Raw genomic sequence first — 26,267 nt, 5'->3', positions numbered from 1 at the left:
AGGGAAAATATTAAATAATGCAAATTAATAATAATCAGTTACTACGCTTTACCACTGCAGGCTCTGTCGATGACGGGAAATCTACCCTTATTGGCCGACTTTTGTACGACTCAAAATCAATCTTTGAAGATCAACTGGAGTCGGTAAGTGCTACCAGTGCCAAAAAGGGGCATAAGGGTGTAGATCTTGCTCTGTTTACAGACGGACTAAGGGATGAAAGGGAGCAGGGAATAACCATAGACGTTGCTTACAGGTATTTTACAACACCCAGGAGAAAATTTATAATCGCGGATACCCCGGGGCATATCCAGTATACCCGGAATATGGTGACCGGAGCATCTACGGCAAATGCTGCTGTTATACTCATTGATGCACGTCATGGGGTTATAGAGCAGACCAAGAGACATGCTTTTATTGCTTCTTTGTTGAATATTCCACATCTTATAGTATGTGTTAACAAGATGGACCTTGTCGACTTCAGCGAGCAAAGGTTCAATGAAATTATTTCGCAATTTGAAGAGTTTTCTTCAAAGCTGCTTATGAAGGATGTGAGGTTTATACCTATCAGTGCCCTTGACGGAGATAATGTGGTTAATCAATCCCAGAATATGTCCTGGTATCAGGGAGGAACACTCCTCCATATATTAGAGACACTTCACATTAGCAGTGATGTTAATAAGATTGACGCCCGCTTTCCCGTACAAACTGTTCTGAGGCCTCAGAATGAGAAGTATCGGGATTATAGAGGTTACGCCGGAAGAGTTGCCAGCGGAATATATAGAGTTGGAGATGACGTGGCAGTCCTGCCCTCTGGATTCACTTCTAAAATAAAGTCCATAAATACTGGTGACATTGAGGTACAGGAGGCATTTGCACCAATGTCTGTAGCAATGACCCTGGAGGATGATATCGATGTGAGCAGAGGGGATATGATCGTAAAAGTAAATAACCAACCGGAGCTTATCCAGGAATTTGATGTTATGTTATGCTGGCTTCATGATGATGCAGCAAGGCCCAGAGCCAAATATACTATCATGCATACGACTAATGAGCAGAGGGCGATAATCAAGGAGGTTGTATATAAGGTTGATATTAATACCTATGATAGAATAGCTGATGACAATAATTTATTAAGAAATGATATTGCCAGGGTTAAATTAAGATGTACAAGACCTGTAATGTCTGACTCTTATCGAGAGAACCGTAATACAGGTAGTGTTATTCTTATCGATGAGAGCACTAATGAAACAGTGGCAGCCGGGATGGTAGTTTAAAGTCTATTTCGTCTTTGTTTGTGGTGTGTTAACAATAAACTTCAATAAACGTTTTAAAGCAGAATAGCCCGTCTCTTCTGCTTTAAAATATCTTGAATAAGATTCCTTTTCGTAGTTTTGGGTAGTACCAAACTGTGGTCTTCTAAATGCCATTTTTGGATCCTGATCAAAAATAGAGAGCAAGAATTTTTCCAGGGTTTCCTCCCTTAAGTTAAAAGGAGTAATGTTATTTCGGAAGGGAGGTTCGTTTAATATTTTTAGTGCCAGTTCATCATTTTCATCAATTTCTTGAACTTTTTTCACGACCTCTTCAAAACTTCCGAAGTCATGACAGTTTATAAAAGATTGAGGATTAAAATCTTTAGTGGCTTCGGGGTTTCCCCAGTAAATTGGAATGCTATTGCTTATATAAGCATGCATTAATTTTTCTGTGGTATAACCGGGGGAAGAAGAATTTTCGAATGCTATGGTAAATTTGCATTTGGACTGAAAGGAAAGTTTTGTGTACATCCAGTCATTTTCAAATCTTTCGCCAACATCCATCGTAGAATTATTGCGATGCTTTCCGGGGGAAGAGATGCTTTTATAGGTGCCTAAAATGTCAAAAAAATCATCCCTTGCCGGGTCGGCCTGAGAATTTGCATAAATAAAATTGCAGAAATACTCCTTATTTTTAAGATTAGTTAGCGTATGATTCTTCGGAAGAGTTAGTTTTTCCACTTGATCGCGAAGCATAGCAAAGTTTGGGAATCTCAAATATCTATGTTCAAAATCCACGTAATGGAATCCTATTGCATAATCACACAGGTTAAAATCAGGAACAAGATTTTCTCCGGTATAATATATCCTGAGGCTATTCTGGTATTTAAGAAAGTTTCGGCTGTAACAGGAATAAATTAGATAGTCAGGATTCTCTGGATCAAGGACCAGTTCATAATGACGCTTTAATAAATGGTATAAATAATTATCTAAAGGGTCAAAACCTTTATAGAAGTCGGTGAACCAAATTTTTTTCTGTTGTTTATTAGAGATACCTGTTTTACTTTTACTCATCACCATAACAACCACTTTTTATAATCTATACCTGTGCATTTTTCTTCTCCCATTCTCATTCCCAGGTAATTCCCTGGTCCTGAACTGTAGGTGCCTATAAAGTGCTCAGAGGTAGCGCAAATATCAATACTGGCTAACAATTTTAATAATCTCAAATACTTTTCCTTCTTACTAAGGAGGAGAAAATCGGAATGGACATAACCTTCTTCTGAGTCGGAACACAAAGTCATAAAATTCCAGTGGGGATAATTTTCATTAAGTTGCCGGATCAGGCGGTAATCATCTGTTATAACAAATACGTTTTTAGAAATATTGAGTTTTATGGCTTCTTCCATATAATTCTTAATAGAAAATATTTCCTTTTCTTTTGTTTTATCTCCTGCACGAATGTGCATGCTAATATATTTCTCAGGTAAACCTATAGTAGCTATTTGTTCATCAATATAAGTTTTAGCAGGCTCGTTATAGCGCCATACCATATTTATTATAGTTTGAGCAGCTTGAGGAAGGGAGGCATTTAGTATATTTAATTCAGGAATGGTGAAAATTTCAGATTCAAATTCCCTGCTTCGAAAACTGTTCCAGATATCCTGTGTCAAATATTGATTACCTGATATGATTTTTAGAAAAGAAGGAGGAAAAACTTTTGCCTGCTCCATTTGGTATGCTCTCCTGTTATATCTACTGTGCAGAAAGAAGCCTGTTTCTTCGCAAAAGGGTAAAAAGAAGTCTTTCCATCCTTCTTTATAAGATAAGTTTCCTCTTCTGGAATATAGTGTGAATTTTATCTTGTGTTGTAGACAGTACAAGACGGCAAAAATCAAGTTATTAAATTCTGAAAAAAAACCTCCATTTGCTCCCAGATGAAAGGTGAGTTTCTGGTCAAAAGAATTATTTAGATCTTTATACTTCTGAAGGATTTCAGTTTTCTTAGTTGACTCCAAGGCGCTATTACTTACATCCAAAATTAAGGATTAAAATTCACATTATGCTTTTTTGACTCAGTTCGGTCTTTTTTAGGGAATATGTTTTACTTTCGTTCCATCTTTTCAAGGTAACTCACAAAATCAATGGCATTAAGAAAAGTTGTTACGTCTGGCCTGGTATGGACTTTTGCTCAACAGTTCGGAAATCAACTCATCGGTTTTTTTGTTTCTTTGGTTTTGGCAAGAATTCTACTTCCGGAAGAATTTGGATTAATAGCCATGATAGCTGTTTTTGTAGCTGTAGGGAATGGAATATTAGACAGCGGGTTGAGCTTGTCTATTATTCGTGATACTGAAGCGAGCGACCGGGATTTTTCTACTGTTTTCATTTTTAATGTTTTTGCCGGTACGATCATTTATATGGTGGTTTTTGCAGTAGCCCCTTTTATTGCACAATTTTATGATCAGGAAATATTGACTGATGTGATAAGAGTTTATTGTATAACCTTTATCTTTTCTGCTGCAACTTCGGTACATCTAGCTTTGTTTACCCGCAACATGAATTTTAAAATTCAAACCCTTACGGCTATTCCTGCGGCAATAGTAGGTGGTGTTTTGGGAATTTATATGGCTGTGCAGGGATTTGGGGTTTGGAGTCTTGTTTATAGCAATTTATTGAACTCTGTAGTTAGTTTTGTACTTATTTGGAAGTATTCTCCGTGGTTTCCATCAGGAGTTTTTGATAAGATACTTTTTATAAAACACTGGAAATATGGCTATAAGCTTGGTCTCGCAAATTTACTGAACAGGATTTTTAATAATTTATATCTGGTAGTAATAGGAAAATATTTTTCTCCGGTCTTGCTCGGTTTTTATAGTCGTGCAGAAAGTACTAAACAACTTCCATTGAGCAATATTGAGAGGGCCCTTAACAAGGTTAGTTTTCCCATGTTTGTAGGTATTAAAAATGATAGGAAACGTTTAAAGGATGTATTTAGAAGACTTTTGAAAATGGTTATTTTTGTAGTAAGCCCCGTTTTATTGATCAGCGCTGCATTGGGGAACCCATTATTCAGATTTCTCTTTACTGAAAAGTGGGTGCCTGCGGTGCCTTATTTTCAAATTCTCTGTTTGGGTGGATTACTGTTGCCTTTACATAGTTATAATTTGAGTTTATTAAATATATACGGAAGAAGTGATCTTTTTCTTAAGTTGGAGTTCATAAAGAAGATTTTAATTGTGGGATCTATATTTTTAATTATTCCTTTTGGCATATATGGGTTGTTGTGGGGGCAGGTAGTATTGTCTATTATAGCCTATTTTGTAAATGCTTATTATACGCAAAAATTTATTTCTTATCCCTTAAGTACTCAACTACTGGATGTTCTTCCAATTTATTTGATCACAGTTTTAAGTGCCTCATTAGTCTGGTTTGGAGATCAGTTTTTTTTCTTTGAATTATCCGATATTATCAGATTGTTAATAGGAGTCTGTATAGGTTTGGGAGGGTATTTTCTTCTTTCAATTGTGGGAAGATTTCAGCAATTATCACAGTTGAAAGATTTAATAACCAATAAGATTGAAAATAAATAATCTTAACGAAAGACAAATTTTAGTATGATTTCACACGATAATTTATAGATGTACAGTCAATGATAAATGTGACAAAAACTTTTCTTCCTCCTCTTGAGGAGTATCAAAAATATTTGCAACAGATATGGGAATCCAATCAGATTGCCAATGGGGGGAAACTGTGGTTTGAATTAAAAGAAAAACTTGAGAAATATCTCGGTTCTCCCAATCTTATTCTTACCGCTAATGGTACTTTACCTTTACAAATTGCTTTAAAGGTCCTTGCGGGTAATGGTGAAGTGATAACTACTCCCTTTAGCTACGTGGCTACCACCGCCGCCATTGTTTGGGAGAACTGTACACCTGTTTTTGTAGATATTCACCCTGAATTCTTAACTATTGACGAAACTAAGATCGAAGCTGCAATCACTGAGAAAACGACGGCCATCCTTGCAACTCATGTCTTCGGAAATCCCTGTAACGTGGAGGAGACCGATAGAATAGCCAAAAAGCACGGACTAAAGGTGATCTATGATGCAGCGCATTGTTTTGGAGTAAAATACAAAGACCAGTCGATCTTTAATTATGGAGATGTAAGCACCTGTAGTTTTCATGCTACAAAAATATTTCATACAGGAGAGGGAGGCGCTATGTTCTGTAAAGATCCCCAACTATACGAGGAGCTATTTTACAGGCACAATTTTGGACACAAAAACGCAACGGAGTTTTCAGGATTGGGAATCAATGCAAAAATGAACGAACTACAGGCCGCCATGGGATTAGCCGTTTTACCCTATGTTGATTCCGATATAACACAAAGAAAAGTGATCTATGACTTTTACAAAGAAGCTTTTATAGATACTCAGCTTAATATGATCAAACTTCGTGATGGTGTAAAATGGAACTACAGCTATTTTCCGGTAATTTTTTCTCATGAAAATGAACTTTTAAAAGTACAGAAGGCTCTGAATAAAAAAGAGATTTTTCCAAGGCGATATTTTTATCCTTCCTTAAATTCTCTGGAATATGTTCAAAAAAAAATATGTTTAAATTCAGAAGATATTAGTAGCAGGATCTTATGTTTGCCACTATACGGCAGCTTAAACATTCATCAATTGGAAATTATCACCAGGAGTATAGAAGAGATATTAAAACAGTAATCTTAGTAAGATTAATTTGTTTACCAAAACCTAAATAACTGGATTCCACTAATCATGTCCTACTTGTGATATTAAATTGAATTGAATTGACCTTTACTTCAATCAACTTTGCCGTTTTTTTACCTGTTGTCTTTCTACTCTACTGGTTCGTTTGCCGTAAAACTCCTCGATCTCAAAATGTTTTGTTATTGGCAGCTAGTTATCTCTTCTACGGGTGGTGGGATTGGAGATTTCTTTCTCTAATCATCTTCAGCAGTTTAGTGGACTTTTTAATTGGTCTAGCCTTAGAGAAAGAAAAAAGCCCCTGTAGTGGAAAAATTCTTCTTGGGATGAGTTTGGTGGTAAATCTAGGATTGTTGGGGTTTTTTAAATACTTTAATTTCTTTTTAGACTCGTTGTACGACGTTATTCCGGGACTGCAGGCCATATTGGGGTTTAATACCCTGAACATAATTCTTCCTGTTGGTATCAGTTTCTATACTTTTCAAACCCTTAGTTATACAATAGACGTTTATAAGAAGAGAATAAATGCTACAAACGATTATATCTCTTTTGCTACATTTGTTGGCTTTTTCCCACAATTAGTTGCCGGTCCCATTGAAAGAGCTACTAATTTACTCCCTCAGTTTCAGAGACTCCGGATTTTTAGTTACAAAGAGGCTGTTGAGGGACTGAGGCAGATTCTCTGGGGTTTGTTCAAAAAGATGGTCATAGCAGATAACTGTGCTGTTTTTGCTAACCTTATCTTTGACAATCCTGGGAGTTTTTCCGGAAGCACATTACTTTTAGGTGCTGTTTTCTTCTCCTTTCAGATCTATGGAGATTTTTCAGGCTACTCAGATATAGCAATTGGCACCTCGAAACTTTTTGGAATTAACCTGATGCAGAACTTTTCCTATCCCTATTTCTCGAGAGATTTTGCTGAATTCTGGAGGAGATGGCACATCTCACTCTCAACCTGGTTCAGAGATTATTTATATATCCCTTTAGGTGGAAGCAGGGGTTCTAAGTTGGAGACAGTCAGGAATATTCTCTTAATCTTCTTAATTAGTGGATTGTGGCATGGCGCTAACTGGACGTTCCTGGCCTGGGGAGGATTAAACGCATTTTTCTTTTTTCCTTTACTTCTGAAAAATTTGAATAGAAAAAATCTAAAGATCGTTGCCCATAATAGATCATTACCAACACTCCAGGAATTTTTCTCTATGGTAGCCACCTTCTTCATGATAACTTTAACCTGGTGTTTTTTCAGGGCAGAAGATCTTCCACATGGAATTCAATTTATCTCAAAAATTTTTTCAGCTTCCTTTTTCACTTTCCCTGATTTTCCGGGTAAGAAGGATGCTTTAATAACAGCTTTTTTAATTGTTCTGTTAGTCATTATAGAGTGGGTGGGAAGGAAAAAGAAATTTCCCCTTGAAGATTTAAATATTGCACGACCGGTAAGACATCTTGTTTATTACAGTCTTATTTTGGCTATTATTGTATTTTCTGCTCCCAAACAGGAATTTATTTACTTTCAATTTTAATATATGGAATTAAAGATATTCCTTAGAAGGCTCACTATATACGCTTGTCTCTTTATTGGTTTTTTTGTCCTTGTTTTTCTTCTGGAGAAGAATCTTGGTTATTGGGACATAGGGAGCGACAAAAGAATCCTTGTTGTGGGTCATTCTCATCCCGAAACTGCAATTAATGATTCTCTTATTGATGGACTGGTAAATCTGGCATCATCTGGAGAGGCGTATAATTATAATTTTTATAAAATGCGGTATGTTTTGGAAAACAATCCTCAAATTGAAATAGTGCTAGTTGAATTCACGAATAACAATATTGAACCGGGACAGGATCTTTGGATCACTGGGGATGAGAAAATGGGATATTATTTACCGCAGCGAATTCAATTTATGAGTTTTAAGGAGGTGAGTTTCCTTTACAATGAAAATCGGGAAACCTTTAAAAATTCACTGCTGCCAATCATCCGGAAAAGACTCACATATTTAACAAGAGGCTTCAGTTATAATGGGGAATTGGGAGGCTATAGACATCTAAATGCTAAATTTCCTGATTCGCTTCTAAGGCAGCAGAGGGTTAGGAGTTCCAGCACTAAAGTTGCTGAGTTGAACATTAGTTTCCTTAAAAGTTTGATAGATTTCTGCGAAAAGAGAAATATAGAGGTGTTACTTATTAGAAGTCCCTTGCATAGCAGTTATTCTCGAAATAATGAAGAAATTCTCCGGGAAATCTTATCTTCCAATTTTAGCAATATAGAGTTTCTGGATTTCTCAAATTTTCCACTTAAGAATGAACATTTTGCAGATATGGAGCACCTCAACTCTGGTGGAGCAAATATCTTTTCCAACTGGTTAAATGATCAGATCAAATCCGGACTACTGGAAAGCCCTCAAAAGGAAATGTATATTAATCAAGCGATAAAGAGCAGGTCTGTTGGAATGCAAAAAAACGAAGATGATATATAGAAGATATGGCTTCCTTTTTAGTGCTATACTCTTTTGCCTTTCCTTTCACATTTCTTTATGATAAAAACCTTTAGCTAAAGGAATCTGAACCTGTATATTTGCAATCATTTTAAAAAACTCTTTTATAATACGAAGATTATGCTTGCAGGTGTTCAAGTCTAGAAGTCGTAAATCACCAGGAATCGTTGAGCTAATTAAAATAAAATAATTTTATCTACTCTATTAAACATAATCAATAATGAAAGGAATTATCCTCGCTGGTGGATCGGGAACCCGCCTTTATCCCATAACTATAGCCGTTAGTAAACAACTATTACCGGTGTATGATAAACCAATGATCTATTATCCGTTATCGGTACTCATGCTTGCCGGAATTAAGGAAATTCTGTTTATTACCACCCCACACGACCAGGAATCATTTAAAAAACTATTGGGAGATGGATCGCAGGTAGGTTGTAAGTTCGAGTATGCAGTACAAGAAGAACCTAATGGGTTGGCAGAAGCTTTTCTTATAGGGGAAGAATTTATTGGAGATGAGAAGGTTGCCCTGGCACTTGGAGATAATATTTTTCATGGAAATGGGCTTGGCAGTCTTTTGCGAAGTAAGGTAGATATAGACGGTGCTTCAATTTTTGCTTACCATGTAAAGGATCCCCAGCGTTATGGAGTGGTAGAGTTTGATGAAAATTATAAGGCTATTAGTATAGAAGAAAAACCAGAAACGCCAAAATCTAAGTATGCTGTTCCTGGTCTTTATTTTTATGATAATCGGGTTGTTGAATATGCCAAAAACGTAGAGCCATCAGCTCGGGGTGAAAAGGAAATTTCTACCATAAACCAAATGTACCTGGATGAAGGTGCTTTAGAGGTAGGAGTGATGACGCGAGGGATGAGTTGGTTTGACACCGGTACGGTAGAGTCTCTAGATGATGCTACAGAGTTTATACGAGTATTGCAAAACAGACAAAGTACTATGATTGGATGTATAGAGGAAGTAGCCCTGATTCATAAATTTATTACCCAAGAAAAGTTTGAAAAGGCCATTAAAAAATATGGGAAAAGTAAGTACGGCGTTTATTTAGAAGAAATAATCAAGTGATTATAAATTAATTATTACACTTCAAATGGGCAAATTTTTCAACCTTTTCAAGAAAGCTTATAATAAGAAAATAGATGCTTCTGGTCTTGCTATTTTTAGGGTTCTTTATGGTGTGGTTTTGTTATGTGATATTGTCCAGTTATATTATTATAGGCATTTGATTTTTGATAAAATACCTTATTTAGAGCCGGCTGAAATAAGTTATGGAATTCCTTTAATTTTATGGATGCTATCTGTAGTTTTTCTTGTTTTTGGACTTTTTACGAAACAATCTGCAATTATTAATTATATATTCTCGTTAGTTTTTATTGCCACTATAGATACTTACGAATATCATATGTATTATATATATATGGCGATAAATTTTCTTTTAATATTCCTGAATACTCATAAAGTATTTTCTTTAGATAATTTAATTAAAAAGTTAAAGTATTCTAATACTAGATTTGATTATACTCCCAGTCGTAAGACTTCAGTTTTAAATTATTACATTTTTATACTATTAGGAATAGGATTTACTTATTTCGATTCAGTTTTTTATAAGTTTTCCTCTCCACTTTGGCTACAGGGACTTGGTGTCTGGCTACCATCTTCAGTACCGCAAATTACTCACGTTAACTTAACTTGGATTCTGAATCAGAAATGGTTAATGCTATTCTTGGGTTATGTAACACTAATTTTTGAAACTATTTTCATTCTTACTTTTTATAGAAAGTATTGGAGAATACCTTTACTTATAATTGGCATTGGCTTGCATTTGGGAATAGTATTATTTTTTCCTATCCCGAGGTTTGGCTTAGGAATGATAGCTTTATACTTATTAATGGTACCCGTTAGTTTTTGGGTATGGTGCAGGTCTAAAATAACTTTTAAGAGCCCGAAACTAGTTTTTTATTATGATGAGGAATGTCCCTTATGTAATAGAACTAAAATCGTACTGGGACATTTTGATTATTTAAAAGCAATAGAGTTTAAAGGTGTACAAACTTATGGATTTGAAGATGAGCGCTTAAAGGATCGTTCTAAAGAAGATCTTTTAAATAACATATATTCGATCACTAGATCACATAAAATTCTATACGGAATAGATACCTATAGGGCTTCTTTTAAATATATAGTTTTTCTTTTTCCTTTATATATTATATTACGTATTCCAGGAATTTATCATCTTGGCAAATGGGTTTATAGAAAGGTAGCTGAAAATAGGTATGTAGAACGCTGTACAGAAGAGAATTGTGGTTTTACTCCTCCGGCGTTTCCTGCCTCCAATGATGAGATGAAACTTACAAAAGGATTGAAATTGATTGATCTTAAAGTTTCTATGATTTTTATTGGATGTGTTTTCTTGGCATTACTGCAGATTAATGTCACACTTCACTCTGATACTATGGTTAGATTATATTCTTCCATTAATTCCAATGTCGGACAGACTGAAAAACTGCTAAATCATAGTTCTATCCTTATTAGGTCTTTTAGTAAAAGGTTATTTGGTATAACCACACACGCCGTTTTCGTAAATGACCATTTTGATGGCTACAATCATACCTTAGCAATAGTTTATAAAAGTAGAAATGACATTTGGCTTCCCATTACAAACCCAGATGGAACTTTAGGACCATGGCAGGTAGGTCCTATATGGGCAAAATGGGGTTTTAGAATAAATTCAGCAAATATCAATGAAGAGGATTTAGCTGAAGGTATAAGAGATATTACTGCCTTTTGGGCGTTCAAGAATGAAATAGATTTGGAATCAGCGCGATTTGAGATAAAAGTAAAGAAAAATAGTACTCCAACTGGATGGGAAAAAGATTTTTTACAAAACCAACTTGATAATCCGTGGCTTTCAGGTGGTTATGTCACCTGGAAGGATAAAGAGTTTTATGAAAATATAAAATATATTGAAAGTCTATAATGCTCAAGCCTAAGTTAGCTATAATAGGAGCAAGTTATCTGCAATTACCTCTGGTGAAAAAAGCCAAGGATATGGGTATCGAAACCCATTGTTTTGCCTGGGAAGAAGGAGCGGTATGCAAGAAATATTGTGATCATTTTTATCCGGTTTCTGTACTAGATAAGGAAATAATATTGCAGTATTGTAGAGATATAAAAATAAATGGTATAACAACTATCGCTACCGATATAGCAGTACCTACAATTTCTTACGTGGCCGAAAAGTTAAATTTAATTTCCAATTCTTATCAAACCGCTTTATGGGCTACAAATAAAGGGCTTATGCGAGGTTGTTTCCATAATGAAGACGTGAGTAGTCCAAAATTTTTGATTGTAGAAAAGCATGAAGAAAAGTTTCTTGAAGAGCTGGATTTTCCGGTAATTGTTAAACCTGTAGACAGGTCTGGAAGCCGAGGTATTAATAAAGTTTATAATCCGGAGATGCTGGAAAGTGCTGTAAATATGGCCTTAGAGGAATCGCTGTCGAGTACTGCAATTATTGAGGAATATATAGTTGGTGACGAAGTAAGCGTAGAGAGTATCTCCTGGCAGGGGGAGCATTATATCTTGGCAGTAACAGATAAAGTAACTACCGGTCCGCCGCATTTTGTTGAACTGGAACACCATCAACCTTCCGGGAAAAACAAGGAAATTCTTGAAGATATAGTAGCACTAACCAATCAGGCTCTCAACAGTCTTAAAGTTGAATATGGAGCAGGGCATACAGAAATAAAAATAGGAAAAAATAATAAGGCTTATGTTGTTGAGGTTGGAGCAAGAATGGGCGGAGACTTTATTGGTTCTCACTTAGTTGAGCTTTCTACCGGCTATGATTTTTTGGAAGCAGTTATATTTGTAGCCTTAAATAAATTTACGGTGCCCCATTTTAATAAGCGTACATTCTCTGGAGTTTATTTCCTGTGTAAAGAATCAGAAAAAATTAAACCTTATTTTATCCTTAAAAATAATTTTGATGTACAAAAGGAAATTCAAAATGAAGAGTTGAAATATGTAACAAACAGCAATGATAGATCTGGTTATTTAATTTATTGTGCTGAAAATAAACCGAAGTTGTTATGAGCACTCTAGCAATTATTGGTTCTGGACAATTGGGGCAACAAATTGCCCATCTGGCAAAGCAAGAACAAAAATTCAGTAATATTATTTTTTTTGATGATTTTACTTCAAAGAAGAAAATAAATGGGTATGAAGTTTTAGGTAAAACCTCCGAGATTCTTTCGTTATATAATCAAAATTTTTTTGATGAACTTATAATAGGTATAGGCTACAAACATATGAATGCCCGAGGGGAGTTTTTCAATAAATATAATGGAACTATTCCTTTCGCTAACATCATTCATTCTTCTTGTATAATTGATTCAACAGTCAAGATGGGTAGCGGGCTTATAATTTACCCCGGTTGTATAATTGATAAAAATGTAGTGTTACACAATAATATTCTTGTAAACATTGGGGTTGTAATTTCTCACGATTCAGTCATAAAATCTCATTCATTTATATCTCCGAGGGTTGGAATGGCTGGTTTTGTGAAAATTGGTAAACAATGTGTTTTAGGAATTAATTCAACAATTATTGACAATATTACCATATGTGATAATGTACAGCTAGGAGGAGCAACGGTAGTAATAAAAAATTTAAAAGTGTCCGGGTTGTATGTTGGTAATCCAGCTAGATTTATAAATTAAAACTATGATTTCATTTAATAAGCCTTATTTAACAGGAAACGAAATTGAATATATAAAGGATGCTGTTTCAAGAGGAAAAATTTCGGGGAACGGCTATTATACCAACTTATGTCAAAACTTTTTTCAAGATAAATATAATTTCAGGAAATGCTTACTTACCACATCTTGTACAGATGCCCTTGAAATGGCAGCAATATTGGCTGACATTAAAGTAGGAGATGAGGTAATAATGCCCTCATATACTTTTGTTTCCACTGCCAACGCCTTTATCTTAAGAGGAGCTAAAATAATCTTTATTGATAGCAGGCCCGATCATCCTGGGATGGATGAAAGCCAAATAGAATCTGTTATTAGCATAAGAACCAAGGTAATTGTGCCGGTTCATTATGCAGGAGTAGCCTGTGATATGGATACCATCATGGAATTAGCAACTAAATACAATCTCGTTGTAATCGAAGATGCTGCCCAGGCCATTGATAGTTTTTATACCGGCAAAGATGGAGTGAAAAGGGCTTTAGGTTCTATTGGTCACTTTGCTGCTTTTTCTTTTCACGAAACAAAAAATATTATTTCGGGAGAAGGCGGAATGCTTGTTATAAATGACGGTAGATTTACAGATCGAGCTGAAATAATTTGGGAGAAAGGCACCAATAGATCTGCTTTTTTTAGAGGAGAAGTTGATAAATATGGCTGGGTAGATGTTGGATCTTCTTTTTTGCCTTCAGAGTTAAACGCTGCTTTTTTATGGGCACAACTTGAAAAACTAGAAAACATTCAAAATAGAAGAAAAGAAATTTGGAATTTTTATTTTGACGAATTATCGCATTGGTGTAAAACGCATGATTTAAGGCTATCAAGTATTCCAGAATATGCCACGAATAATGCTCATATGTTCTATATAGTCTGTAAAAATACAAAACAAAGAAAAAAAATTTTAAATCATTTAAAAAGTAGTGATATTTTAGCAGTTTTTCATTACTTAAGCTTGCATAAAAGCAAATTCTATAAAGCGAAATATACAGGTAAGGAATTACCTTTTTCAGATTATTATTCAGATTGTTTAATTAGGATACCTTTCTATTATGAATTAGAAAAAAACGAACTACAATTTATTATCTCTTGCCTCAAATCTTCGGTAAACTAGTTATTAAATGCCTGATAATTTTAAAAAAAATACTTTAAGCGGTATTTCGTGGTCACTTTCATCACAAATACTGAAATTAATCTTAAAGATAGCCATAGGTGCTGTACTAGCTAGACTATTATTACCGGAGGATTACGGACTAATAGGAATGATTACCGTAGCCACAGGTTTTTTATTCATTCTTAAAGATTTTGGGTTTGGTGCTGCTTTGGTACAAAAAAAAAATGTAGAAGAAATAGAATATGATTCTGTTTTTTGGTTAAATGTTATTATAGGAATTGTCTTAGCATTACTGGTTTTTTTTTGCGGTCCATTAATATCTTATTTTTATGAGGAACCTAAGCTGATTCAAATCGCAAGAGTAATATCTGTAAGTTTTATCCTGAACAGTATTTTGATTGTTCCGAACAATATTCTATATAAAAAAATGAGATTTAAAAATATTTTTATTATAGAATTTTTAGCGGTTGTTGTAAGTGGAAGTATAGCTATAGTTTTAGCCTATTTCAGCTTTTCTTATTGGAGTTTAGTGGCTCAGAACCTTTCTATGCAGGTTATGAGTCTTATTTTAGTGTTTTATTTTACTGGGTGGAAGCCTAGATTTCGTTTTTCTAGATATGCATTAGCAGGGATGAAATCTTTTAGCATGCCTCTAATTGCTGATGCCAGTATTAATTATTGGGTAAGAAATGTCGATTATTTATTGATTGGTAAAGTGTTGGGTAAGGCAGATTTAGGTTATTACAGTAAGGCTTACACCCTAATGTTACTTCCTGTTAGACAATTATCGGGAACTATTACAAAAGTCATGTTTCCTTCTTTTTCACTTATTCAAGATGAAGTTGACCGGATAGGGGTAATTTACTTGAAAATTTCTGGAGTAATAGGAATGATTTCATTCCCTTTAATGGGAATTCTTTTTTTTGCTTCAAATGATTTAATCTTGTTTTTATATGGTAATAAATGGATTGCAAGTGTTCCTATCTTTAAAGTTCTTTGTGTGCTAGGAGCATTCCAATCGATTTCGACCTTGAGTGGAAATATCTATTTGTCACAGGGCAAAACTAAATTAATGCTGCAAGTAGGAATTTTTACAAAAACATTCATGATTCTAGGCATTACAATAGGGCTTTTCTCATATGGATTAATGGGTTTGGTTTATGGATATACTATTACTAGTATTGTAGCTTGTTTTATTGAATGGAGATATATTTCTAGATTACTAAATTTAAAACCTCTAAGAATATACTTGAATATCCTACCTTATTTTGTCTATACCTTAATAAGTATTATTAGTCTAAAAGTTGTATCTCAATTTGTTCAATTTGAAAATCATTTTTTAAATCTGACTTTACTAGTGTTAATCGGTAGTATAAGCTATGTTTTACTTTTAGTAGTTTTTAAACCGAAGGCTTATCAAGAAGCAATAGTGCTTATAAAAGAAAAATTATGAATCTTCATTTATTACAGGACTCTCCCTTTTATGCAGATTATTTTATGGACAGAGTTAAAAAATTGAATATAAAAGGGCAAAAATTTGTTTACTTAAATAAGGATAAACCTTTACAATATATAAAATCAGAAGGGGTTTTGCGAATGGGATTAGATGATGATATTCAGGATTTCTTACAAAGAAATAAAATTGATCGAGTATATATTCACAATCTTACAAATACATCAATGAAATTTCTTGATTTATTGCCAAATAATATAGAAATATATTGGTTTTTTTGGGGCTGGGATGGATACAGACATCCGAAAATGAAAAAACAGTTGTACTTACCTTCAACAGTTGATTTTTTAAAAAAAAGAAATACGAGGAGTTCTCTACTTTTGAAATGGTATGAATTTAGAAATTTCTTGTTCGAAATAAAACTAAATAAGGCATTACGAAAAATAGATTATTGCTGTAACCAAGTTCAGGGCGATTTTGATTTAATTAAAAATTTGTCCCATAAATTTAAAATGAAACATGTTTTTTTTGCTTACTCAGGTATAAATCAGAATTTCCAGAAAATTAGTGTAGAAAAATATTCTAATAACGCATTAAAAATTTTATTGGGTAATTCTGCTAATCCCACAAATAACCACATAGATATTCTTATAAAATTAAAACCATATTCAAATCATATTTCAGAAATAATTTGTCCATTATCTTATTCTGGGAAACAAGACTATATTGAGGAAGTAATACGGGTAGGAACAACTTTATTTGGTTCGAAATTTATACCTTTAAGGAAGTTTCTCCCCTTGGATGATTATAAAGAAATTTTAAGAACAGTTGATGTAGGAATTTTTTACCATATTCGGCAGCAAGCTTATTCGAACACAATTGGTTTATTAGAATATCGAAAAAGAGTACTACTTCATCCAAAATCTACATTGTATAAAATGTACTCCGACTTTAAAGTCCAAAATGTCTTTTGCAATTTGGATAGGTTGTTAAAAACGGACGAAATGATTCATGATAATTCCTTGTTATACGATAGGTTGAGTGAAGAGGCTATAGATTATTATTATTACTCCGTATTAACGTAAAAATAGAAAATGAAATATCCTTTAATTTCTATAATTATTCCTAGTTATAATAGAGCGAATTTAATAGCCGATACCCTGTCCTCCGTAGTTAACCAAACTCACAAAAATTGGGAGATTATTATTGTGGATGATGGTTCTACTGATAATACTGCGGAGATGATTGAGCCCTTTCTATCAGATCCTAGGATAAAATACCTTAAAAGACCGGAAGATAAGCTACCAGGTGGTAATGCAGCCAGGAATTATGGTTATGAAATGTCTTCAGGAGAATATATTAAATGGTTGGATTCCGACGACCTATTACAGCCACATTGTTTAGAATTACAATTAGAAAACCTTGAGCAAAATAAAAGTGAGGTGAGTTTCTGCCGGTCACGTTTTTTTTCAAGTAATACTGAAAGGAATAAGGTTATTAAAGGTGATTACTGGCATGATAATTTTAAACTTTCCGATACGCTACTACAAGATTTTATCTTCGGTAAAATAAGGTTTTCCAATAATGATGGGTTGTGGAAATCTAATGTTATAGGCACTCAACCTTTTGCCGAAAACTTGCGGAATTCCCAAGAATTTTTGATGATCATAAAAATGCTTTCTAAGAATTTAAAGGTTTCGGTAGTAAATGAAGTAGGAGTCCTAGTCAGAGATCATCAGGCAAGAATGGGTAGCAAGAGAACCTATGCTGAATTCGCACATAATCAGATATATGCTCGCTATCTGGCCTTAACCTATTTAAAGAATTCTCAGAGCCATAACAGAAAAATAGAACTTTACTTATTAAAATCTATGTTGTTCTATACGGTAAAAAGTTTAAAAAAAGGTGAATTTAAACATATCTACAGTAATTTTAAGCTCATTCTTGATTCTATTTATTTTACTAAAAAAATAATATGAAAATACTTTTAATTTGTCATTCACTACGCATAAAATCAGAGTGGTTATTTCGATTGCTTGAAAATTACCAGGAAGAAATTGCCTGTATTGTTACCAATGAGCCCGATTCCAACAGAATTTCCTGGAAACAGGAACTCCTAAATCCATATCATGCCAAAATAATTAGACGGCTGGATGAAAATCTTAATAGAAAGTATCTTTATCCTTATTTGATTAGTAAAGTTGAAGGGGAATATTGGACTACAGTAAATTATATTCATTTTATAGGAGTTGCCTTAAAAGTAAAGGAGTTCATAAAAGAATCACAAAACCCTTCAATTATTCATTGCCATGGGAAAGATGTTATGTGGGATTTGTTAGATAGTAAAGGGAACGCTTTTCATTCCCAAAACTATTTTGATGAATTAAAAGAAATATCACATACAGCATTTTTTATTGCTAATTCCACTTTTACTAAAAATCAATTGTTATTGCAAGACATACCTGAAGAGCGAATTTTTATTAATCATTTCGGGAAAAATGTTGAACCTATATATAAAAAAGAAGAAGGAGGGAAATTTAAAATATTGTATTTAGGTAGATTGGTAGATTTTAAAGGTCCAATTGAAGTAATTGAAGCCTTTGAACAAGCTTGTGAAATGGGAGTGGATGCGGAATTAATTATGGCAGGAGGCGGTGAATTGGAAGAAGAATGTTATAGCAGGGTAAAATCTTCAAAGTATTCTGAAAGAATTGATTTGTTAGGGTGGGTGAATAAAGAAGAAGCAGAAAATTTGTACCGTTCTTCAGATATATTTACAGCCCATAATAAAAAAGACCAATACACAAATCAAGTTGAAGCATTTGGAGTTACTATTATAGAGGCAATGTCATACGGTTTACCGGTCATAACCGGATGCAGTGCCGGGGTTAAAGATAGCGTAGTTCATAATGAAACGGGTTTTCTAATTGAACCGGGAGACATTAATACCCATGCACAAAAATTCTACGACCTGTTTATGGATGATGATCTTCGTAAAAAAATGGGGGAAAATGCTAGAAATCGGATTCAGGAGTACTTCTCACCTGCAAAAGAGAAAGAAGGTTTTAAGAACATTGTGAGAAAAATAACAGAATATGCAAACTAGTTATTTTCCTCTGTTTAGTATTATTATACCTAATTTTAATAGGGAAGAAGTTATACGTACGGCAATTTCAAGTGTACTGGAACAAACCTATACCAATTTTGAAATTATTGTTGTGGATGATTGTTCTACCGATAATTCACGGCAGGTCATTGCCGGGGTGAAAGATGCCCGCCTTAAATTGTTGCAAATGCCAAAGAATTCCGGGGCCGCGGCTGCCAGGAATTACGGAATCAAACATAGCAAAGGGGATTATATTTCTTTGCTTGATAGTGATGATTTTTATGCTCCGGAATTTTTGGAGGAAACCTTTAAAGGATTGAGCACGGCAGAATCTTCTGTAGGTTTTTCCTGGACCGGTGTTCGGTATTTCGAAGCAGGAAAGTCCAGCGAAAATATTTGGCAACCCCTAAGGAAGGAAAACGCCTATATTACTTTCTTGCATTCGCTGCATATTGGCACTAATTCCGGAATTACATTTAAAAAAGAAATTTTTGAAAGAGTCGGATATTTCAATGAGGCTCTTCCAGCTGCAGAAGACACCGATTTTTTTTTAAGACTTACCCAACAGTTTGAATATGAAATAATACCCAAAATACTTATAAATATAGAAAAGGATAATGAAGATCGGCTCTCTAAAAATTTCAAAAAAGTAGCCATGGCCTATAATATTTTTCTTGATCAACATTTTCCAGTAATTGAAAAGAACATTAAACTTAAACAAAGATTTTATTATAAATTAATGTGGCTAAACTATCATTTGGCTCACAAGGATGTGGCAAGGAACTATTTTAAAAAAATTCCTAAAAGCAACTTTAAAATTTTATTCAAAGTATTTATAACATTTGGCCTTTATGAAATATTTAGTCTGGAAAAAGCTAAAGATTTTCATCGTAAGTTTTCGAGGTATTAATAATTCAAAAGATAAGTTTGTTGGCTGGTAGTAATAAATTAAGGGTATTGGCGTACCATAGTATTCAAGATAGTGTTCAATTCGAACAGCAAATGCTTATGCTCAAAAGCTTATATACGATTTTAGACGTACATACTTTACGCGACTCAATCTCCCTAGGTGCATTACCAAAGAACCCTATTTTAATCACTTTTGATGACGGCGATAGCAGTTTGTATCACAAGGCTTTCCCAATATTAAAAAAACTTGGGATCCCGGCCACTATTTTTGTAATTACTGGACTTATTAATTCTCAAAGGCCATTCTGGTGGGATGAAATAGAATATTATTTAGGCAAGGAAGCAGGAAACAAAAAAGTTTGGGAGGTAAAGTCCTGGCCGAACATTGAACGGGAATCTTTTTTGAAGAAATTACGAAATACATCTATTAAATCACCCTTGAAATACAAGCAGCTTACTTCGGCTCAACTTAAAGAAATGCAGGATGCAGGTATTATAATTGCAAATCACTCACATACCCATCCCATGTTTGACCAATGCACTCAAGAGGAACTGGTAAAGGAATTAACACTATCTACAAATAAATTAAAATTTTTTGGTTTTACTCCCAATATATTTGCCTATCCGAACGGAAACTTTTCTGCCAGGGATGAAATTATTCTTAAAAATCACGGAATAAACCAAGCCTTTCTGTTTGATCATAGGATTAATAAAAATATAGAAAAATCATTAAGAATTTCTCGATTAATAGTGAATGACACTACTCCTATTTGGAAATTCAAACTTATCTTAAGCGGCTGGCATACGCGCATATTACCGTTAACACGATTAGCAGCAAAATTAACCGGAAGATTCAAGAAATGAAAATCCTAATTGTTATTGATAGTTTAGGGTCAGGGGGGGCAGAACGCTCCACCGCTGTTATGTCTGATTATTTAACAGAAAAAAAAATAGCTTTTACCATTTTTTGTCTGGATAAAAAAGAAGTCGGTGTACAGCAACAGTTGCAAGAAAAATCTTACGATGTACAATTCGTAAAAAGTTCAGGATTCTATAACCAAACCAGAGAAATTGCAGCTACTATAAAGAGAGGGAAGTATTGTGTAGTGCACAGCATATTATTCCGAAGTAATTTAAGAACACGTTTTGCTAAATTATTTACCAAGTTCACTCATTTGGAAAGTCTGGTAAATACAACCTATTCACCTGCCCGGTTTAAGGACAAAAGAGTAAATGCTAAAGTATTAAGTATTTATAAAATAATTGACCGGATAAGCGGAAAGAGATTTGTAGATCATTTTCATAGTATTACTCAAACGGTTAAAGATCATTATATTAATGAATTAGGTTTGAGTGAATTTAAATTCACTGTAATTTACCGGGGGCGAGAAGATTTAATCGAGGAACATATGCATAATGAAAAGAATGATATTCCTAGATTAATTAATGTTGGAAGGCATGAATTTCAAAAAGGGCAATTGTATTTATTAAGGGCGGTAAAGCTTTTAAAAGAAAGAGGCTATCAATTTTCCCTGGATATTTATGGCAGAGTTGGTAAGGTGACCCCCGAATTAGAGTCCTATATTGAAGAACATCAACTTGAGGATGTAGTAAATTTACGAGGATTTAGTCACGAAGTTCCATATGAACTTTTAAAGTCTGATATTTTTGTTTTTCCTTCTTTATATGAAGGCCTGGGAGGTGCCCTAATTGAAGCTCAGTCTGCTGCTTTACCTATTGCTTGTAATGATATTCCCGTTTTAAGGGAAGTAGTCAATGAAAATCAGAATGCACGTTTTTTTGAGGTTGAAAATGTAGAAAGTATTGCTGAAGCCATTAAATATTTTCTTGACAATCCAGAAGAGCGAATAATTTATGGGAAGGAAAGTCTGAAAAATTTTCAGAAAAAATTTATGGAGTCTGAAAATAACGCACGTATGTTAGAATTATATCAGAAGTTATGTTAGATTTTCGCGGGATAGATTATCAACGAGATATAGGAGATGCCGTAAAACTCATTCAAAATGGACTTGATAGTTCTTACACAGAAGCTTTCTTCCGTTGGAAGCATTTAGAAAATCCTTTTGGTGAGTCCTATGGTTTAGTAGCCACAGATCAGGGAAAAATTATAGGCCTAAGGATGTTTATGTTTTGGAAATTCATCAATAAAAAAGAAAATAAAATTCTTACAGCAATTAGACCTGTAGATACCATAATAGATCGTGAATATAGAGGAAAAGGTCTTTTTAAAATACTTACTCAAAGGGGACTCGAAGAATGTAAGGGAAACTATGATTTGATTTTTAATACACCTAATCAAAATAGTTTATCAGGCTATTTGAAAATGGGATGGGAACAAAAGAGTCCTAAATATTTTAAAGTTGGAATTATATTCCCTGCTTTCTCAGTGGGAAATTTAAATTTTGGAAGCTTTCCTGAAAATATTAATTCACCTAATAATACCTGGGAAACACTGAAAAACAAAGATTACCTTAAATGGAGGTTTCAAGATGAAAATTATAAAATCGCACATTATAAAAATTCCTTTATTATTTACAGCATAGCAACAACAAGTAGACAGAATCAAATGGTGATTCAGGAAGTTTTTGGTGAAAAAAAAGAACTAAAAGAATTACTCAGATATTTGGCGAATATCGAAAGTACCTTTTTAAGCTATTATTATCCAAATGATACTCTGGATGGACTTTTTATTTTTGAATTCAATCGAAAAAAATCGGTGGTGGTGGTTAGGAATGATTCTTTCAGTATCGGTAGTAGAATTATTTTCTCTTTAGGAGACCTGGAAGGAAAATTATAAAAATTTGAAACTAAAAGTCTTATATATTATTGATACTCTTGAAGGCTATGGAGCCGAAAAAAGTCTTGTAGAAATAACTACCCATTTCAATCAAATCATTCCGGTATTTGTGCATATTTATCAGGGAGATATGCTTAAACCCAGGTTAGAAGAGGCCGGTGTTAGAGTTTACTCTCTGGATCTAACAAAGAAATATTCCTTTAATCTTGCGGTTATAAAACTTAAAGATATTTATCTTCAGGAGCAACCAGATATAGTTCATGCTACTCTGTTTCGATCAGAAATCATTGCCAGGAAATTAAAAAAAGCATTTCCAGAAATCTTTTTGGTGGGCAGCTTTGTAAGCAATGCCTATTCCCAGGAAAGGTTTAGGGATAAGGGTACTCTGGCTAAAATTAAACTTTACTATTTTCAGAATCTTGATAGAGGCACAGTCTCCCTGGTAGATCACTTCATTTCAAACTCCCATACTATAAGAGAGCACACTTGCCGAGCATTGAGTATTTCAATAAGTAAGGTTAGTGTAATATATAGGGGTAGGAAGAGTGAAGATTTTCATTCCCAAAAAGTTCGTGGAGATCTTCCATATTTACACAACCAGAATAAAATATTACTAAATGTTAGTAGGTTAATACCTTTAAAAGGGCAGATGGACCTTTTGAAAGCTATGCCTCAAATAATTTCAAATTATCCTCAAATACAATTGGTTTTTGCAGGCCATGGTAGTTTCCGTGAGGAGTTAGAACGTTATGCCCGGAAAGTGGGAATCACAAAGAATGTCCAGTTTTTAGGAAGGATAGATAATATCCAAAAGTTATTGGTTACAGCTGATATTTTCTTGTATCCATCATATTCTGAAGGTCTTCCGGGAGCTTTAATAGAAGCTATGATGGCCGAAAGGATAATTATCGCCTCGAATATTGCAGAAAACCTCGAATGCGTGGATGAGAATTGTGCATTAATTTATGAAAAAGGGAATGTGTCTGAACTGGCTTCTAATATTATCAAAGTTCTAAAAAATCCGAAAACATATAATTTTTTGGCTAAAAATGCCAGACGAAAGGCAATCGAAAAATTCGAACTTGACAAAGTGGTGACGGAATATGAGAATTTTTATTTAGATGTACTTCCAGAAGGAATTTTGGAGAAGAGTGGTGGGCAAAATGAGTCAACAAAAATTCTTCACATTATACAAAAACCACAAAATAGAGGAGCAGAGACCTTTGCAAGTCAGTTAGCCAACCATCAAAGTCAGAATGGACACAAAGTTAAAATAGTCTCTGTTTTTAAAGGTGATGCTGAGCTACCCTGGAAGGAGGAGATTGAAAGTTTGGGTGCCTCTAAAAATCTTAGATTTTTAGATTTTAAGGCCTGGAAAAGGTTGAATGAAGTAATCCAAGAATTCAAACCCGATATTATTCAGGCAAATGCGGGGGACACTCTAAAATATGCAGTTCTTTCAAAAAAAATATTTGGATGGAAAACTCCTGTGATTTTTAGAAATGCCAGTGAGGTAGGAAGATATTTAAATGGAACTTATAAAAAAAAAATTAATTCTTTTTTATACAGAAATATATCTGCTGTAGCTTCTGTTTCTCAAGCATCAAAACATGATATATTGCATCACTTCCCTTTTTTAAAAAATAAAACCGATGTAGTTCCAATCGGATTAGAAAAAGTAGCCATTCAGGCTTCATCTGTCTTTCCAAAAGATAAAAAAAATATTATACATGTTGGGGGATTTAGTTTTGAAAAGAATCATCAAGGCCTTATCAGGATTTGTGAAAAGTTGCTAAGTCAGGATGAAAATGTGGTTCTACATTTGGTAGGAGACGGACCATTGAGAAGTACCATTGAAAAAATTGTTTTAGCTCAAAATTTACATAATAAAGTAATATTTCATGGTTTTGTGGATAATGCGTTGCCCATGATCGCAGAAGCCGATGTTCTTATTCTTCCAAGTATTATTGAAGGATTACCGGGGGTATTACTTGAAGCTATGTATTGCAAAACACCCGTAATAGCCTATAATGTTGGCGGGATTAGTGAAATTTTGAATGCTGATACCGGTATTTTAATCACTAAAGATAAAGAAGACGAATTTTCTGAAGCTATCCTTAAAGTTTTGAATGAAGATAATTCCGTAATGGTAGACAGAGCACATAAATTAGTTCTGGAAAATTATCTGAATGAAAGAATAAGTCATGATTTTTATCAGTTGTACAAAAAGTTAATTTGATATCTATTGAACCTGCAATTTATCCATTAATTAAAGATCAAGGTTTTCTTAATTAAATTCAAAAATCTTGCTATGACATAGGATTGGATTAACTTTGCTGCAACTATGGCAAAAACTAAAGTACTACATATTATCAAATCCCTCGGGCGAGGGGGAGCGGAGATGTTACTACCCGAAACTCTTAAGCTTCACGACAAGGAAATACATGAATTTCATTATATATACTTTCTTCCCTGGAAAGATCAAATGGTAAGAGCCATTAAAGGTGCCGGGGGAATAGTTACCTGCTTGGACGCAAAAGATAATATCCGCCTCCTTTTACAATACAGGAGAATTATTTCCTATTGTAAAGAGCATAAAATAGATCTGATCCATTGCCACCTGCCTTGGGCAGGTTTTGTGGGAAGGGTGGTTCACAAAAAAACGAGAATCCCCATGCTTTACACAGAGCATAATATGCAGGAACGTTATCATATAACTACCAGGAATATCAACAAGCTTAGCTTTAATTCCCAAAGCCTGGCACTGGGAGTTTCACAAGATGTTACTAATTCCATCAAAAAGAATATCAATCCAAAAATACCGGTACATACCTTATTGAACGGGGTGAATACTATCTCATTTCAAAGATCAGAGCATTCAAAGATCCGATCTGAACTGGGAATCCCTCAGAATGCCGTGGTAATTGGAAACGTAGCCGTTTTTAGATTTCAGAAACGACTTGTAGAATGGTTGCAGGTAATTAATAACCTTAGGGAGAAAAATTCGAATGTTTTTGGTATAGTCGTAGGAGCAGGTCCTTTGGAAGAGGAGATCAAAAGGGAATGGAAAGATCTTGAACTGGAAAATATCGTGTTTTTCCCGGGACTCAAAACAGATGTGAAACCGTATTTTGAGATCATGGATATATTTATGATGACTTCGTCATTCGAAGGATTGCCTATTGCTTTACTTGAAGCAATGAGTATGGAATGCGCAGTGGTGGCTACGGACGCCGGAGGGATCAAGGAAGTGATCAGGAATGAGAAAGACGGATTGACCCGTAAGGTTGATGAATGGCAAAAACTTTCAGACCTTTGTCAAATCCTTATTGATGATCCTGCACAATTAGAAGTTTATAAAAAAGCAGCCCGGGATCGGGTAGTAAAGAATTTCAGTTTAAAAAGGATGGTGGATGAATTGGAAGTGATCTATAGTGACCTTGTGACTAAGAGGGGACTGGGTGACTAGGAGACCAGGGGACTCAGGGCCGAGGAGACATGGGAATGAGGAGGCCAGGTGATTGCGGTTCTTATTGGGAAAAAGAAGAACTATTCGCTTTTTTCGGCTCCCTTTAGGGACGGGGAAATATGAAAAAAAGATGAGGGGACTGGGAGAA

The 26,267-nt window shown here is 34.4% G+C and carries 22 protein-coding genes; 20 read left to right on the top strand and 2 right to left on the bottom strand.

Annotated elements, in window-relative coordinates; translation table 11 throughout:
- Nucleotides 1–17: 17 nt before the first annotated feature.
- On the top strand, nt 18–1,274 hold the full coding sequence (locus tag ACQ93I_RS10780) for a sulfate adenylyltransferase subunit 1 (RefSeq protein ID WP_431698534.1): 1,257 nt from the start codon (nt 18–20) through the stop codon (nt 1,272–1,274).
- Nucleotides 1,275–1,277: 3 nt separating this feature from the next.
- Here ACQ93I_RS10780 and ACQ93I_RS10775 read toward each other — a convergent pair whose 3' ends face one another.
- Nucleotides 1,278–2,327: a glycosyltransferase family 10 domain-containing protein gene (locus ACQ93I_RS10775; RefSeq protein WP_431698533.1), complete on the bottom strand. Its 1,050-nt coding sequence runs from the start codon at nt 2,325–2,327 to the stop codon at nt 1,278–1,280.
- Nucleotides 2,327–3,271, bottom strand: coding sequence for a hypothetical protein (locus ACQ93I_RS10770; protein WP_431698532.1), 945 nt, complete (start codon nt 3,269–3,271; stop codon nt 2,327–2,329). Before ACQ93I_RS10770 ends, ACQ93I_RS10775 begins: the two co-directional genes overlap by 1 nt.
- Nucleotides 3,272–3,397: 126 nt before the next feature.
- Here ACQ93I_RS10770 and ACQ93I_RS10765 point away from each other — a divergent pair, with 126 nt between their 5' ends.
- The 19 genes from ACQ93I_RS10765 to ACQ93I_RS10675 all read left to right on the top strand — a co-directional run bounded on the left by ACQ93I_RS10765 (nt 3,398) and on the right by ACQ93I_RS10675 (nt 26,119).
- A complete protein-coding gene (locus ACQ93I_RS10765) occupies nt 3,398–4,846 on the top strand; it encodes a lipopolysaccharide biosynthesis protein (protein WP_431698531.1) in 1,449 nt (482 codons plus the stop codon).
- 59 nt (nt 4,847–4,905) lie between these two features.
- The gene (locus ACQ93I_RS10760; protein ID WP_431698530.1) at nt 4,906–5,985 is read left to right on the top strand and encodes a DegT/DnrJ/EryC1/StrS family aminotransferase; all 1,080 of its coding nucleotides are present in this window, start codon (nt 4,906–4,908) and stop codon (nt 5,983–5,985) included.
- 86 nt (nt 5,986–6,071) lie between these two features.
- Nucleotides 6,072–7,514, top strand: a complete 1,443-nt coding sequence (locus tag ACQ93I_RS10755; protein WP_431698529.1) for an MBOAT family O-acyltransferase — start codon at nt 6,072–6,074, stop codon at nt 7,512–7,514.
- A gap of 3 nt (nt 7,515–7,517) precedes the next feature.
- Nucleotides 7,518–8,465, top strand: coding sequence for a hypothetical protein (locus ACQ93I_RS10750; protein ID WP_431698528.1), 948 nt, complete (start codon nt 7,518–7,520; stop codon nt 8,463–8,465).
- 238 nt (nt 8,466–8,703) lie between these two features.
- Nucleotides 8,704–9,564, top strand: coding sequence for a glucose-1-phosphate thymidylyltransferase RfbA (gene rfbA, locus ACQ93I_RS10745; protein WP_431698527.1), 861 nt, complete (start codon nt 8,704–8,706; stop codon nt 9,562–9,564).
- A gap of 25 nt (nt 9,565–9,589) precedes the next feature.
- Nucleotides 9,590–11,476, top strand: coding sequence for a DCC1-like thiol-disulfide oxidoreductase family protein (locus ACQ93I_RS10740; RefSeq protein WP_431698526.1), 1,887 nt, complete (start codon nt 9,590–9,592; stop codon nt 11,474–11,476).
- Nucleotides 11,476–12,594, top strand: a complete 1,119-nt coding sequence (locus ACQ93I_RS10735) for an ATP-grasp domain-containing protein (RefSeq protein WP_431698525.1) — start codon at nt 11,476–11,478, stop codon at nt 12,592–12,594. The genes ACQ93I_RS10740 and ACQ93I_RS10735 overlap by 1 nt, the downstream gene beginning before the upstream one ends.
- Nucleotides 12,591–13,220, top strand: a complete 630-nt coding sequence (locus tag ACQ93I_RS10730) for an acetyltransferase (protein ID WP_431698524.1) — start codon at nt 12,591–12,593, stop codon at nt 13,218–13,220. The genes ACQ93I_RS10735 and ACQ93I_RS10730 overlap by 4 nt, the downstream gene beginning before the upstream one ends.
- Nucleotides 13,221–13,224: 4 nt before the next feature.
- Nucleotides 13,225–14,364: a dTDP-4-amino-4,6-dideoxygalactose transaminase gene (gene rffA, locus ACQ93I_RS10725; RefSeq protein WP_431698523.1), complete on the top strand. Its 1,140-nt coding sequence runs from the start codon at nt 13,225–13,227 to the stop codon at nt 14,362–14,364.
- Between the two features lie 7 nt (nt 14,365–14,371).
- On the top strand, nt 14,372–15,817 hold the full coding sequence (locus ACQ93I_RS10720) for an MOP flippase family protein (protein ID WP_431698522.1): 1,446 nt from the start codon (nt 14,372–14,374) through the stop codon (nt 15,815–15,817).
- Complete coding sequence (locus ACQ93I_RS10715) at nt 15,814–16,902, top strand: TDP-N-acetylfucosamine:lipid II N-acetylfucosaminyltransferase (RefSeq protein WP_431698521.1); 1,089 nt, start codon at nt 15,814–15,816, stop codon at nt 16,900–16,902. The genes ACQ93I_RS10720 and ACQ93I_RS10715 overlap by 4 nt, the downstream gene beginning before the upstream one ends.
- A gap of 9 nt (nt 16,903–16,911) precedes the next feature.
- Nucleotides 16,912–17,796, top strand: a complete 885-nt coding sequence (locus ACQ93I_RS10710; protein ID WP_431698520.1) for a glycosyltransferase family 2 protein — start codon at nt 16,912–16,914, stop codon at nt 17,794–17,796.
- Entirely contained in the window at nt 17,793–18,923 is a 1,131-nt protein-coding gene (locus ACQ93I_RS10705; protein ID WP_431698519.1) for a glycosyltransferase family 4 protein, read from the top strand. Before ACQ93I_RS10710 ends, ACQ93I_RS10705 begins: the two co-directional genes overlap by 4 nt.
- The gene (locus tag ACQ93I_RS10700) at nt 18,913–19,833 is read left to right on the top strand and encodes a glycosyltransferase family 2 protein (RefSeq protein WP_431698518.1); all 921 of its coding nucleotides are present in this window, start codon (nt 18,913–18,915) and stop codon (nt 19,831–19,833) included. The genes ACQ93I_RS10705 and ACQ93I_RS10700 overlap by 11 nt, the downstream gene beginning before the upstream one ends.
- Before the next feature lie 20 nt (nt 19,834–19,853).
- The gene (locus ACQ93I_RS10695; RefSeq protein WP_431698517.1) at nt 19,854–20,696 is read left to right on the top strand and encodes a polysaccharide deacetylase family protein; all 843 of its coding nucleotides are present in this window, start codon (nt 19,854–19,856) and stop codon (nt 20,694–20,696) included.
- Nucleotides 20,693–21,799, top strand: coding sequence for a glycosyltransferase family 4 protein (locus tag ACQ93I_RS10690; RefSeq protein ID WP_431698516.1), 1,107 nt, complete (start codon nt 20,693–20,695; stop codon nt 21,797–21,799). The genes ACQ93I_RS10695 and ACQ93I_RS10690 overlap by 4 nt, the downstream gene beginning before the upstream one ends.
- The gene (locus tag ACQ93I_RS10685) at nt 21,793–22,650 is read left to right on the top strand and encodes a GNAT family N-acetyltransferase (protein WP_431698515.1); all 858 of its coding nucleotides are present in this window, start codon (nt 21,793–21,795) and stop codon (nt 22,648–22,650) included. The genes ACQ93I_RS10690 and ACQ93I_RS10685 overlap by 7 nt, the downstream gene beginning before the upstream one ends.
- A gap of 4 nt (nt 22,651–22,654) precedes the next feature.
- Nucleotides 22,655–24,889: a glycosyltransferase gene (locus tag ACQ93I_RS10680; RefSeq protein ID WP_431698514.1), complete on the top strand. Its 2,235-nt coding sequence runs from the start codon at nt 22,655–22,657 to the stop codon at nt 24,887–24,889.
- A 105-nt stretch (nt 24,890–24,994) separates the two neighbouring features.
- The gene (locus ACQ93I_RS10675; protein ID WP_431698513.1) at nt 24,995–26,119 is read left to right on the top strand and encodes a glycosyltransferase; all 1,125 of its coding nucleotides are present in this window, start codon (nt 24,995–24,997) and stop codon (nt 26,117–26,119) included.
- Nucleotides 26,120–26,267 lie beyond the last annotated feature (148 nt).

It is taken from the genome of Salinimicrobium sp. WS361 (assembly GCF_050750585.1).
In the GTDB taxonomy this organism is placed as follows: domain Bacteria; phylum Bacteroidota; class Bacteroidia; order Flavobacteriales; family Flavobacteriaceae; genus Salinimicrobium.
This window is presented reverse-complemented; position numbering and strand designations above follow the sequence as displayed.

What these genes read in the sequence shown, in the direction of transcription:
- ACQ93I_RS10705 (WP_431698519.1), top strand. Translation starts at nt 17,793, where the DNA reads ATGAAAATACTTTTAATTTGTCATTCACTACGCATAAAATCAGAGTGG.
- ACQ93I_RS10760 (WP_431698530.1), top strand. Translation starts at nt 4,906, where the DNA reads ATGATAAATGTGACAAAAACTTTTCTTCCTCCTCTTGAGGAGTATCAA.
- ACQ93I_RS10700 (WP_431698518.1), top strand. Translation starts at nt 18,913, where the DNA reads ATGCAAACTAGTTATTTTCCTCTGTTTAGTATTATTATACCTAATTTT.
- ACQ93I_RS10720 (WP_431698522.1), top strand. Translation starts at nt 14,372, where the DNA reads ATGCCTGATAATTTTAAAAAAAATACTTTAAGCGGTATTTCGTGGTCA.
- ACQ93I_RS10740 (WP_431698526.1), top strand. Translation starts at nt 9,590, where the DNA reads ATGGGCAAATTTTTCAACCTTTTCAAGAAAGCTTATAATAAGAAAATA.
- ACQ93I_RS10750 (WP_431698528.1), top strand. Translation starts at nt 7,518, where the DNA reads ATGGAATTAAAGATATTCCTTAGAAGGCTCACTATATACGCTTGTCTC.
- ACQ93I_RS10775 (WP_431698533.1), bottom strand. Translation starts at nt 2,327, where the DNA reads ATGAGTAAAAGTAAAACAGGTATCTCTAATAAACAACAGAAAAAAATT.
- ACQ93I_RS10730 (WP_431698524.1), top strand. Translation starts at nt 12,591, where the DNA reads ATGAGCACTCTAGCAATTATTGGTTCTGGACAATTGGGGCAACAAATT.
- ACQ93I_RS10675 (WP_431698513.1), top strand. Translation starts at nt 24,995, where the DNA reads ATGGCAAAAACTAAAGTACTACATATTATCAAATCCCTCGGGCGAGGG.
- ACQ93I_RS10765 (WP_431698531.1), top strand. Translation starts at nt 3,398, where the DNA reads ATGGCATTAAGAAAAGTTGTTACGTCTGGCCTGGTATGGACTTTTGCT.
- ACQ93I_RS10685 (WP_431698515.1), top strand. Translation starts at nt 21,793, where the DNA reads ATGTTAGATTTTCGCGGGATAGATTATCAACGAGATATAGGAGATGCC.
- ACQ93I_RS10715 (WP_431698521.1), top strand. Translation starts at nt 15,814, where the DNA reads ATGAATCTTCATTTATTACAGGACTCTCCCTTTTATGCAGATTATTTT.
- ACQ93I_RS10780 (WP_431698534.1), top strand. Translation starts at nt 18, where the DNA reads ATGCAAATTAATAATAATCAGTTACTACGCTTTACCACTGCAGGCTCT.
- ACQ93I_RS10735 (WP_431698525.1), top strand. Translation starts at nt 11,476, where the DNA reads ATGCTCAAGCCTAAGTTAGCTATAATAGGAGCAAGTTATCTGCAATTA.
- ACQ93I_RS10710 (WP_431698520.1), top strand. Translation starts at nt 16,912, where the DNA reads ATGAAATATCCTTTAATTTCTATAATTATTCCTAGTTATAATAGAGCG.
- rfbA (WP_431698527.1), top strand. Translation starts at nt 8,704, where the DNA reads ATGAAAGGAATTATCCTCGCTGGTGGATCGGGAACCCGCCTTTATCCC.
- ACQ93I_RS10690 (WP_431698516.1), top strand. Translation starts at nt 20,693, where the DNA reads ATGAAAATCCTAATTGTTATTGATAGTTTAGGGTCAGGGGGGGCAGAA.
- rffA (WP_431698523.1), top strand. Translation starts at nt 13,225, where the DNA reads ATGATTTCATTTAATAAGCCTTATTTAACAGGAAACGAAATTGAATAT.